This window comes from Aeromonas sp. QDB17 (assembly GCF_027705305.1).
GTDB lineage: Bacteria > Pseudomonadota > Gammaproteobacteria > Enterobacterales > Aeromonadaceae > Aeromonas > Aeromonas caviae.
The window spans coordinates 360,836-374,208 of the sequence record NZ_JAPDBP010000002.1 but is presented as its reverse complement, the minus strand read 5'-3'; the positions used below and the strand labels follow the sequence as shown (position 1 = coordinate 374,208).

At 64.5% G+C, this 13,373-nt stretch carries 1 protein-coding gene; it reads left to right on the top strand.

The window, feature by feature from the left end; genetic code table 11:
* The first annotated feature begins 108 nt into the window (after nucleotides 1–108).
* Complete coding sequence (locus tag OKC41_RS03415; protein WP_270671749.1) at nucleotides 109–13,326, top strand: type I secretion C-terminal target domain-containing protein; 13,218 nt, start codon at nucleotides 109–111, stop codon at nucleotides 13,324–13,326.
* Nucleotides 13,327–13,373 lie beyond the last annotated feature (47 nt).

Genomic DNA, 13,373 nt, shown 5'->3' with positions numbered 1-13,373 from the left:
GGTATTAGCTGGTCAAGGATGGCGATCATACCTCAGAAGCCGCGCCACGCCTCGCTCATACGAGGGGATGGTTAAGGCGCCGATCTGGTTGTCTCCATCAGCGACGGTGTGGATCCCCGCCTTGGCATCGACAGCGGGGTCACCTTGCAGGAAGGGGCCTCTGGCCAGACCCTGGATGGCCAGCTGCCGGTCAATGTGGGCAGTGATCGCCTCGTGTCGCTCAACTTCGAGGCGAACCAGCCCGGCCTGAATGGCCTCACCAGCGGCGGCCAGCCGACCCACTATCAAGTCAACGGCAACGTCATCACCCTGCTGGATGCGGGCGGCAAGACCATTCTGACCGTGACCCTGGGGCTGGATGGCAAGTACCAGGTGGTGCTCGACGGCGTGCTGGATCAACCGGTCAGCACCAACAGCGTCAACCTGGGGCTGCAGGTGCAAGGCACCGACTTTGACGGGGACAAGAGCAACCTTGGCACCCTCAATATTCATATCACCGACGGCGTGCTGCCCCAGGTCGACCCCGTCTCCCTCACCCTGGTGGAGGACAGCGACTGGGGCGCGGCCCAGACCCTCACCGGGGATCTGGTCATCACCGCCGGGGCCGATCCCCTGGTCAACATCGCATTCGATGCCAGCCAGCCTGGCCTGCAGGGGCTCACCAGCGGCGGCCAGCCTGTGGTCATCAGTGTCAGCAGCAACAGCATTAGCGGCGCCGTCAACGGCCAGAACGTCTTCACGTTGACGCTGGATCAGAACGGTCACTACGTCTTCACCCTGAACCAGCCGCTGGATCAGGGGAGTGCAGACAGTCTGCTCAAGGCGGGCTTTACCCTGACCGACAGTGACGGAGATAAAGTCTCCTCCACCCTGAGCGTGGTCATCGGCGACGGGGCCAATCCGGTCATCAGCGCCGTGACCGGCACCGAGATGACGGAGGCGAACCAGGGGGACGGCGCCGTGGTGAGCGCCATGAGCTTCACAGTCAACCACGGTTCCGATGCCTTGGCGCCCGATAGCCTCAAGTTCGATATCGCAGCCATTCAAGGCAGCCTGGATGGTAAGTACAGCAGCCACGGCAGCCCGGTCACCTTCACCCTGGATGCCAGCGGCGAGCTGGTGGGGACCAGCGCGGACGGCCGCGAAGTGCTGCGGGCCGAGCTGAGCCTCGTTGAGAACAACGGCAACTGGAGCGTCACCGCCAAGGTGACCCTGGGGGCCGAGCTGGATCACCAGGGCAGCGAATCCCTCGACCTGCCGCTCACCGTCACCCTGACCGACAAGGACGGAGACAGGGTCTCCACCGACTTGCCGCTCACCATCAAGGATGGCCATGCACCGCACTTCGTGGCGGGCAGCGGGGTAGATCTGAACGAGAGCAGCCTCGATGGCAGTAACACCCTGACGGAAACGGGACACTTTACCCTGGAGGCGGGGTCGGATCGGGTGAGTCAGGTCTCGTTCGCCGATCCGGCTTCCCAGCCCCCTCTGATGGCACTGGGTCAGCAGGTGAAATACGAACTGGTGGACGGCGATGCCAGCATCCCGGGCAACCAGGTGCTGAAGGGCTACGTAGAAATCAATGGCCAGCGTGTCGAGGTGCTTCAGGTCGAACTGGTGGGCAAGCTGGACAACGCCGCCAGCAACGGCTTTGACTACAAGGTGACCCTGTTCGAGGGGGTTCACCAGAGCGGCGGGGACGGAAAGACGAGTCTGCCCCTCAAACTCGACATCATCGACAGCGACAAGGGGGGCGGCAACAACGACAGCACCACGGGCACTCTGGACATCACCATCAGCGAGGGTGCCAGGCCGATCGTCAACGGGGTGACCATCGACAGCGTGACCTTGAGCGAGGGGCGTTTCGATGGCGCCGCCAATGGTGCGACCGCCGACGATCAGCTCATCACGAGCAAGGTGACGGTACAGGCCTACTCCGACCCCATCGTCGATGTGCGCCTGGTCCTGAGCGGTCAGGTCATGGACATCAACGGCAATCCCGTCACTCACAATGGCGAGACCCTCACTTGGCAGGAGGTGCCTGGCAGCAACGGCCACAGCTTCCAGGCAGTGACTGCGAGCGGCACCCTGGTGCTGAGCGTGACCCTGCCCAATGTGCCCGATAGCGTCGCGGCGCACACCAAGGTGGATTTCGATTATCAGGTGGTGACTCACACCAACCTGGATCACGGTGCGAACGACAGGCTCGATATTCGTGTTGGCATGCAGGTGACGGACAGCGATGGCACCGTCAGCAAGGGCGATACCGTCATCCATGTGACCGATGCCGCCGATCCTCACCTTGGCATCGACAGCGGGGTCACCTTGCAGGAAGGGACCTCGGGCCAGACCCTGGATGGCCAGTTGCCGGTGAGCGTGGGCAGCGATCGCCTGGTGTCGCTCAACTTCGAGGCGAGCCAGCCCGGCCTGAATGGCCTCACCAGCGGCGGCCAGCCGACTCACTATCAGGTCAACGGAAATGTCATCACCCTGCTGGATGCGGGCGGCAAGACCATTCTGACCGTGACCCTGGGGCTGGATGGCAAGTACCAGGTGGCGCTCGACGGCGTGCTGGATCAACCGGTCAGCACCAACAGCGTCAACCTGGGGTTGCAGGTGCAAGGCACCGATTTTGACGGGGACAAGAGCAACCTTGGCACCCTCAATATCCATATCACCGACGGCGTGCTGCCCCAGGTCGACCCCATCTCCCTCACCCTGGTGGAGGACAGCGACTGGAGCGCAGCCCAGACCCTCACCGGGGATCTGGCCATCACCGCCGGGACCGATCCCCTGGTCAACATCGCATTCGATGCCAGCCAGCCCGGCCTGCAAGGGCTCACCAGCGGCGGCCAGCCCGTGGTCATCACCATCAGCGGCAACAGCATCAGCGGCGCCGTCAACGGCCAGAACGTCTTCACGTTGACGCTGGATCAGAACGGTCACTACGTCTTCACCCTGAACCAGCCGCTGGATCAGGGGAGCGCAGACAGTCTGCTCAAGGCGGGCTTTACCCTCACGGACAGTGACGGAGATAAAGTCTCCTCCACCCTGAGCGTGGCCATCGGCGATGGTGCCAATCCGGTCATCAGCGCCGTGACCGGCACCGAGATGACGGAGGCGAACCAGGGGGACGGCGCGGTGGTGGGCTCCATGAGCTTCACCGTGAGCCACGGGGCTGATGCGCTCGACACGAGCAGCCTCAAATTCGATATCGCCGCCATTCAGCAGAGCCTGGATGGCAAGTACAGCAGCCATGGCCGCCCGGTGACCTTCACCCTGGATGCCAGCGGCGAGCTGGTGGGGACCAGCGCGGACGGCCGCGAGGTGCTGCGGGTCGAGCTGGATTTGGTGGAGAGCAACGGCAACTGGAGCGTCACCGCCAAGGTGACCCTGGGGGCCGAGCTGGATCACCAGGGCAGCGAATCCCTCGACCTGCCGCTCACCGTCACCCTGACCGACAAGGACGGAGACAGGGTCTCCACCGACTTGCCGCTCACCATCAAGGACGGCCATGCGCCGCACTTCGTGGCGGGCAGCGGGGTGAGCCTGGATGAGCGTGGGCTCGACGGCCACAACACCCTGACCGGCACCGGCCACTTCCAGGTCAATGCGGGCTCGGATCGGGTGAGCGAGGTGTCGTTTGCCGACATCAGCGAGCAGCCGGCCCTGACCGCCCTGGGCCAGAGCGTCAAATACGAGCTGGTAGACGGCGATGCCAGCATCCCGGGCAACCAGGTGCTGAAGGGCTATGTGGAAGTCAATGGCCAGCGCGTCGAGGTGCTTCAGGTCGAACTGGTGGGCAAGCTGGACAACGCCGCCAGCAACGGTTTTGACTACAAGGTGACCCTTTTCGAGGGGGTTCACCAGAGCGGTGGCAACGCCACCGACCTGCCGTTCAAGCTCAACATCGTCGACAGCGACAAGGGCAGCGGCAACAACGACAGCACCACGGGTACCCTCACCATCCGCATTTCGGAAGGGGACAAACCGACCCTCACCCTGACCGGCGTGACCCTGAGCGAGGGGCGCTTCGATGGCGCCGCCAACAACCAGACTAGCGATGATCAGCATGCCACCGGCACCCTGACCATCACGGCGGACTCCGATCCCGTGGTGGACGTGCGGCTGACCCTCTCGGGCCAAGTCGTGGATGGGAGTGGCAAGGCCATCACCCACAACGGTGAGACCCTCACCTGGCAAGAGGTGGCGGGCAGCAACGGCCACAGCTTCCAGGCAGTGACTGCGAGCGGCACCCTGGTGCTGACGGTGACCCTGCCGAGCGTGCCGGGGCGCATCGAAGCCCACACCCAGGCAACCCTCGATTACCAGGTGACGGTACACACCAACCTGGATCACGGAGCCGACGACAAGCTCAACCTGAGCCTGCCAGTCAAGGTGACCGACAGCGATGGCAGTGTGATCACCGGCAGCACCACGGCGGTGATCACCGATGCGGCGGATCCTCATCTTGGCATCGACAGCGGGGTCACCTTGCAGGAAGGGGCCTCTGGCCAGACCCTAGATGGCCAGCTGCCGGTCAATGTGGGCAGCGATCGCCTGGTGTCGCTCAACTTCGAGGCGAACCAGCCCGGCCTGAATGGCCTCACCAGCGGCGGCCAGCCGACCCACTATCAGGTCAACGGCAACGTCATCACCCTGCTGGATGCGGGCGGCAAGACCATTCTGACCGTGACCCTGGGGCTGGATGGCAAGTACCAGGTGGTGCTCGACGGCGTGCTGGATCAGCCGGTCAATACCGACAGCGTCAACCTGGGGCTGCAGGTGCAGGGCACCGATTTCGACGGTGACCAGAGCAACCTCGGCACCCTCAATATCGCCATCACCGACGGCGCCTTGCCCCAGGTCGATCCCGTCTCCCTCACCCTGGTGGAAGACAGCGACTGGAGCGCGGCCCAGACCCTCAGTGGGGATCTCAATATCACCGCCGGCACGGATCCTTTGGCCCATATCGGCTTCGATGCCAGCCAGCCTGGCCTGCAGGGGCTTACCAGCGGCGGCCAGCCCGTGGTCATCAGCATCAGTGGCAACGGCATCAGCGGCAGCGTCAACGGCCAGAACGTCTTTACCCTGACCCTGGATCAAGGGGGTCACTACGTCTTCACCCTGAACCAGCCGCTGGATCAGGGGGCTGCGAGCAGCCTGCTCCAGGCGGGCTTCACCTTGACCGACAGCGACGGCGACACCGTTTCCTCCACCTTGAGCGTTGCCATCGGCGATGGTGCCGACCCGGTGATCAGCGCCGTGACCGGCACCAGCCTGACCGAGGCCAACCAGGGCGCTGCCGCCGTGGTGGGCCATATGAGCTTCACCGTGAGCCACGGCTCGGACGCGCTCGATGCGAGCAGCCTGAAGTTCGATATCGCGGCCATCCAGAGCAGTCTGCATGGCAAATTCAGCAGCCACGGCAGTCCGGTCACCTTCACTCTGGACACCAACGGCGAACTGGTGGGCACCAGCGCCGACGGTCGCGAGGTGCTGCGCGCCGAGCTGGATCTGGTGGAGAGCAACGGCGACTGGAGCGTCACCGCCAAGGTGACCTTGAGCGGCGAGCTGGATCACCAGGGCAGCGAATCCCTTGACCTGCCGCTCGCCATCACCCTCACGGACAAAGACGGTGACCGGGTTTCCACCCAGTTGCCGCTTACCGTCAAGGACGGTCTTGCGCCGCACTTCGTGGCGGGTAGCGGGGTGAGCTTGGATGAGCGCCACCTCGACGGCCACAACACCCTGACCGGCACCGGCCACTTCCAGATCGAGGCGGGCTCGGATCGGGTGAGCGAGGTGTCGTTTGCCGACATCGCTCAGCAGCCGGCCCTGACTGCGTTGGGCCAGAGCGTCAAATACGAACTGGTGGACGGCGATGCCAGCATCCCGGGCAACCAGGTGCTGAAAGGCTATGTGGAAGTCAATGGCCAGCGTGTCGAGGTGCTTCAGGTCGAACTGGTGGGCAAGCTGGACAACGCCGCCAGCAACGGCTTTGACTACAAGGTGACCCTCTATCAGGGGGTTCACCAGAGCGGTGGCACTGCGACCGACCTGCCGTTCAAGCTCAACATCGTCGATAGCGACAAGGGTAGCGGCAACAACGACAGCACCACGGGCACCCTCAACATCAGTGTGGCGGAAGGGGACAAGCCGACCCTCAGCCTGACCGGCGTGACCCTGAGCGAAGGGCGCTTCGACGGGGCAGCGAACAACCAGACGGCGGACGACCAGCAGGCCAGCGGCACCCTCACCATCACCGCGGATTCCGATCCCGTGGTGGACGTGCGGCTGACCCTGAGTGGTCAGGTGCTGGATACGAGCGGCAAGGCCATCACCCACAACGGCGAGACGCTCACCTGGCAGGAGGTGCCGGGCAGCAACGGCCACGGCTTCCAGGCTCTGACCGCGAGCGGCACCCTGGTGCTGACGGTGACCCTGCCGAGCGTGCCGGGGCGCATCGAAGCTCACACCCAGGCGACCCTGGACTACCAGGTGAAGGTGCACACCAACCTGGATCACGGGGCGGGTGACAAGCTCAACCTGAGCCTGCCGGTGAAGGTGACCGACAGCGATGGCTCGGAGATCATCGGCAGCACCACGGCGGTGATCACCGATGCGGCGGATCCCGTGATCACCGCCATCGAGGGGGTGACCGTCAAGGAGTCGGACCTCAACGGGGGCAGTGGCCAGCATGGGGGCACCAGCCCGTCAGGCACGGGAGAGGTTGCCATCGGCCAGGTGACGATCGCCGCCGGGAGTGACCGGGTGGTTTCCCTGCAACTGGATGTAGCCCGCTTCAACGCCCTCAATACCCTGACGTCGGGGGGCAAGGCGGTCACCATAGGGGCAGACAGCCAGCCGGGTGTCTACCTTGGCAAGGACAGCGCAGGCAAGCTCATCTTCAAGCTGACCCTGGATGCGTCCGGCCGCTACACCTTCGAGCTGACCGGCAACCTGGATCACAGCGTCCAGGGCAAGGATCTGCTGGATATCCAGCTGCCGTTGCAGGCACGGGACAGTGACGGGGATCTGAGTACCGAAGTGATCGGCCATGTGAGCGTGCAGGATGACGTACCCGTGGCCGTGGACGCGAGCAAGACCCTGAATGAAGGGGCGAAAGTGACCGGCGATCTGCTGGCCACTGCCAGCGAGGGGGCGGATGATGCGGTGGTGAAATCGGTCACCATCAATGGCACCGAGCACCCCATCGCCGCCACGGGCAATACCACCATCTCGGTGACAGACGGCACGGGGCAGATCATCGGCACCCTGGTGATCAATGCCGAGGGTGACTACAGCTTCACCGCCAAATCGGGCATCGATCACAGCAACAGCACTCTGGTACAGCAGATAGGCTTCCACCTGGTGGATGGCGACGGAGATACCGACGACGGTCTTCTGACCCTGACCATCCGGGACGAGGCGGGCAAGCTCACCGTGAGCGCCGTCACCGGCCAGGAGGATGCGGGGGCGAGCGATCCGGGCCAGGGGATCCCCATCACCATGAACCTGGATGTGGGGGATTTCGATCGGGGCGAGCATGTGGAGCAGTTGCTTATCCAGGCGCCAGCCAACGCCCAGGGCACCTTCTATTTCAACGGCGTCGCACTGACCACCATCACCCAGGGGGGCAAGACCTGGTATGAGGTGCCGCCCGCGGCCATGGTGGCGGTGGCCAACACCGATGACAAGTTCCAGCTCACCGGTGTCACCTTTGTGCCGAACCACGACTACTCGAGCTACAACAACGGAGGTGCTCCGCTGCGCTTCCCGGTGCAGTTGCAGGTAGGCGTCACCGAGGGGAGCAAGCCCCCGGTGCTGACCGGCAATCTGGACATCACGGTGCAGGGCATTGCCGACAAACCCCTGTGGGATGCGGGCAGCACGCACCAGCACTACACCGCGGACGAGGACAGCAGCGGCATCGCCCTCAACGTCAAGGCGGGCCTCACCGATACGGACGGCTCCGAGACCCTGAGCTACCAGATAGAGTGGGCCTCCGGCCAGGGCACGCTGACCCTGAATGGCAAGGTGCTCACTCCGGGGGCGAACGGCCTCTATACGGTGGCCGGTGGCGACATCAACAAGGTGACCGTGGTGCCCGGCAAGGACTACAGCGGTGACATCAAGCTCATTGTGACCCCGGTGAGCACGGAGAAGACCCCGGTGGTGACCGGCAAGGAGACGGCCCTCGGCGATCCGCTAGAGGTGATTGTCAACGTAAACCCGCTGGCGGACGACGCCAAGCTGACGGTGCGCGAGATCCAGGGCAAGGAAGATACCCTGATCGATCTGGGCAGCAAGATTGGGCTCGCCCATCTGGGAGACACCACGGATGGCTCCGAGCAGCTGTTCGTGCGCATCAGCGGCCTGCCCGCCGGTGCCACCCTGCTGCTTGGCGGGGTGGCGGTCACTCTGGATGCCAACGGCTACTACGAGGTGCCCTATGACCGCATCAATGACCTCAAGCTGCTGCCGCCCAAAAACAGCAACGTCGATTTCGATCTCACCATCAAGGGGGTGGTGAAGGACACCGCCATCCTGACCGATGCCAGCGGCCAGACCCACACCGTGGTGAACGAGAAGGAGACCGGCAGCCAGAGCCTGCACGTTGATCTGGTGGGGGTAGTGGATGAACCCCATTTCGATCTCAATACCACCGACTGGACCCAGGATGGCAACGGCTACAGCATCACCATCCAGGAGGATGGCCGGGCGCCGCTGGACTTCAAGCTCACCTCGGGGGAGTGGACGGATACCCCGCTCGATCACTCGGAAACCCTCAACCTGGTGCTGGAAGGGCTGCCGGAAGGGGCCAAGGTATTCGACGGCAGTGGCAAGGAGCTGACCCTGACCTTCGCCGGGCTCGATGGCAAGGGCAATCCTCTCTATCAGGTGGATGTGACCAGCCTCGGCAACCTGCAGATCCAGCCGCCCCCCAACAGCACCGCCGATCTGCACCTGGTCGGTCACGTGGTGGTGACCGAGAACGACGGCGATCACAAGAGCTTCGACGTGCCCCTCACCATCAAGGTGGAGCCGGCCATCGACGCCACCGACTATGCCAAGACCAGCCATGGCCTGGAGGATCAGTTCACCGTCCTCGACTGGCAGCCTGACCTGACCGACGGCGCCGAGAAGGTGACGCACCTCAGCCTCTCCGGTATCGAGCCCGGGTATGAAGTCTGGATCCGCGTGGGCGGGGTCGAGACCCAGCTGACCGTGAGCGGCGGCGCCGTGGAGTTGAGCGACGCCGAGCTGCAGAGCCTGCTCGGCGGTGGCCAGCTGCTGGTGAGAGGGCCCGAGGACAGCGACAGGGACACCACCCTCCAGAGCCATGTCACGGTGACACAAGTGGACGTGGACTCCAGCGCCACTGCCCAGAAGGTGATCGACGGCACCCTGCATGTGGATATCCAGGCGGTGGTGGAGCCCGATGGCAACCTGGTGCAGACCGGTCAGCTGGAGAGCCCGGACGGGCACGACATCCCGCTGGACGGCGTCTTCGTGTTCGAGGATCTGGACCCCAGCAGCGATGAGGTCATCGACTACCTGGTGATCAGCGATCTGCCCCCCGGCTTCGTGGTGGTGGGGGGGATCAACGATGGCCAGGGCAACTGGACCGTGCCCCATGACGCCCTCGGTAGCTACGCCTTGCGCTCGCCGGATGGCTTCACCGGCACCGTCACCTTCAAGGTGAGCGCCAGGGTGATCGACCTTGGCGACAACAACGAGGGGGATGTGAGCGCCCCGGCCTATCGGGAGATCACCGCCAGTGCCGACTTCCATGGTGCGACCCACTCGGGTCAAGTGGCCGCCGATGTCGATTTTGACAACAGCGCCCCCATCACCGGGGTGGAGGATCACGGCGTCAACTTCGGCAGCCAGCTCAAGCAGATGGTGATCCTGGGCACGGCGGACAGCGGGGATGACGAGCTCAGCATCGTCATCACAGGTCTCCCCCCGGGCGTCAACGTACAGGGGCTCACCTTCGACTTCGTCAATGGCGAGTACCTCATCAAGCTGCCGGGCGGCCTCGATGATCTCGACCGCCTGACCCTGACCCTGCCGCAAGACTATGCCGGTGACGGTCTGCACTTCAATGTGCGCCTGGTCAACACCGACACCGTGAGCGGTGACACCAAGATGGTGGAGAAGGACGTCACCCTCTCCATCACCCCGGAAGTGGACATCAACGGCGGGGCGGATGGCCTGCCCGAGCTGCAACTGAACGTGAAGGACGTAAACGGCGACGGCCAGCCTGACAACCTGGAAGACACCGAGATCCACCTCGATCTCTCGGTCAAGCTCGCTGACATCAGCCCCTCGGTGGCCGATGGCGGTCTCGAGACCGTGGAGCGGGTGGTCGTGACCGTGGATCCCCAATATGGTCACTTCCTCGACAAGAACGGCCAGCCGGTCTCCACCCTCACGGTGAACGACCCGGCGGACCTCAAGGATCTGGTGTTCGTGCCCAAGGAGCACTTCAGCGGCAAGGTGCCGCTGGCGGTGACGGTGGATATTCTCGATACCGCCACCACGGGCACGGATCGGGGGAGCTGGAGCGGCAACGTGAGCTTCGAGGTGCTGCCGGTGAACGATCCGGCCAACCTCACGGTCCAGAACGTCACGGGCCAGGAAGATGGCAGCGTGAGCCTGGGGGGGCTGGGGGCCAGCCTCATCGACAACGATGGCTCCGAGCAGATCGTCGGGCTGCAGATCAAGGGGGTACCGGATGGCTTCACCCTGTCCGCCCCGGCGGTCAACAACGGCGGCGGGGTGTGGCAGGTGCCTGTGGGCACCGACTTCTCCAAGTTGACCCTGATCCCGCCTGCGGACTTCAGCGGCACCGTGGATCTGACCCTGAGCGCCTTCACCCTGGACAAGGGGCTGACCCTGCCCCTTGAAACCAGTGCGGGCTTCACTGTCACCGTCAATCCGGTGGGGGATGCGGTCATCACCGACATGCAGGAGCAGGCGAGCGGCACCGAAGGGGATGTGATCACCCTGAACCTGGGGGTGGAGACCCGGGATACCCATGCCACCGGCGGCAATGCCGGCAATGTGCACGAGAACGGACCCGAGCAGGTGCGCGTCACCCTGGAAGGGGTGCCGGACGGGGCAGAAATCCGCCTGCCGAGCGGCGTGAGCGGTACCGTGGTGGATCTCGGGGGTGGTCGCTGGCAGGTCACCACGGATGGCGGCAAGCTCGACGCGGTGGATCTCGTGACCCATGACGCCAACGGCGCCATGGCGATCAAGGTGACGGCCCAGAGCCTGGACAACGGCGCCCTCGGCCCGGAAGTGAACGGCACCATCCATCTCGATGTGAGCCCGGTCAACGACGCCCCCGTCAACGTGCTGCCCGATGATCCCCAGGTGGCCCAGGAGGACGAGCCGTTCGTCATCCAGGGTCTGCAGGTCAAGGACGTGGATGCGGGCAACGGCATCATGGAAGTGCGCCTCTCAGTGGAGCACGGCACCCTGACCCTGCCGGCCGGGAGCGGTGTGACCCTGACCGGCAATGGCACCGGCGATGTGGTGCTGACCGGCACCCTGGCGGATCTCAATGCCCTGCTCTCGGGCGGCGTCACCTATCAGGGCGACCCGGACTTCCATGGCAATGACGCCTTGACTATGGTGACGGACGATCGGGGCAATACCGGCAGCGGTGGCGCCCTGAGTGACACCGATGTGCTGCCCATCCAGGTACAACCGGTCAACGATGCTCCCGTCAACCAGCTGCCGACGACGCCCCAGGTGGCGCAGGAAGATCAGCCCTTCACCATTCACGGGCTGCAGGTGAGCGATGTGGATGCGGGCAACAGCCCCCTCTCTGTCACCCTCTCCGTGCTGCACGGCACCCTGGAACTGGCGGCGGGCAGTGGCGTGACGGTGAGCGGCAGCGGCAGCAACACCCTGGTGCTGAGCGGTTCCCAGGATGCCATCAATGCCTTGCTCGCAGGGGGCGTGACCTATCAGGGCGAGCAGGACTTCAATGGCCAGGATGCCCTGACCATGGTGACCAATGATCTTGGCAACACCGGCAGCGGTGGCGCCCTGAGCGACACCGACGTGCTGCCCATCGAGGTCGAGCCGGTCAATGATGCCCCTGTCACCCAGGTGCCGGGCTCATTGCAGGTGAAAGAGGATGGCTCCCTGTCGCTCACCGGGATCAGCGTGAAGGACGTGGATGCGGGCAGTGCGCCCATCTCCATGGTGCTGCGGGTGGAGCACGGTATGCTGACCCTGCTGGGGGCGGCAGGCGCCGTCTCGGTGCAGGGGGCGGGGACCAGCGTGGTGACCCTGGTCGGGTCGCTTGATGATCTCAACGGCCTGCTGGCAGGCAACCTGCACTACGAGCCAGCCAGGGACTTCTGGGGTCAGGACAACCTGAGCATCACCACCTCGGATCAGGGCAATACCGGTGCCGGTGGCGTCCTGACCGACAGCGCCCAGATTGCCATCCAGGTGACGGCCGAGCCGGACGATCCCCAACTGGGGGTCGGCACCCACGATATCCTTGCGTTGCAAGGGGCCTGGGTGCCGCTCAACCTCAGCGCCAGCGTGGTCAATCCGGCCCCGGGTGAGCTGTCGGTGCGGATCCAGAACCTCGGCAGCGCCCAGGTGGTGGACGAGCACGGCCAGAGCGTCGGCCACGCGGATGGCAATGACTGGTTGCTGCCGATGGACCAGTCCGTGCCCATCTACCTCAAGGATCTGCCGGCGGGGGATCATGCCCTCACCCTGACTGCCGAATCCAGCCTGGGTGGCAGCACCCTGAGCTCGGCCACGGAGACCATCACCATCCACAGCGAGAGCGGCCACGATCTGCTGGGCTCGGATCAGGGGGACTGGCTGTTCGGCTCCTCCGGCAATGATCGCCTCCTGGGTGGCATGGGGGATGATGTGCTGCGGGGCGGTCAGGGCAACGACATCCTGACCGGCGGCGCTGGCAGCGATCTCTTCGTGTGGGGCAGTGGTGACGAGGGGACGACGGCCTCTCCGGCGATAGACACCATCACCGACTTCCGTCCCCAGGAGGGGGACAGGATCGATCTGGCGGACCTGCTCAAGGGGGTGACCGACAACAGCGTGGATGGCCTGCTGGGTCATCTCCAGGCATCGGTGACCAGCACCGGCAACGGCCTGAGTGACGTGAGCCTGTCGGTCTCCCCGGCGGGGGATGGCAATGTCACCCAGCAGATCACCCTGAAGGACGTGGATCTGAGTGGCTGGAACCTGAGCGGCTCCTCCTCTCACGACATCCTGCAATCCATGCTGGATCAGCACAGCCTGATCATCCAGCACCCCTGATGGGGTGAGATGATGCAAAGAGCCGGCGAATGCCGGCTCTTTTTTTG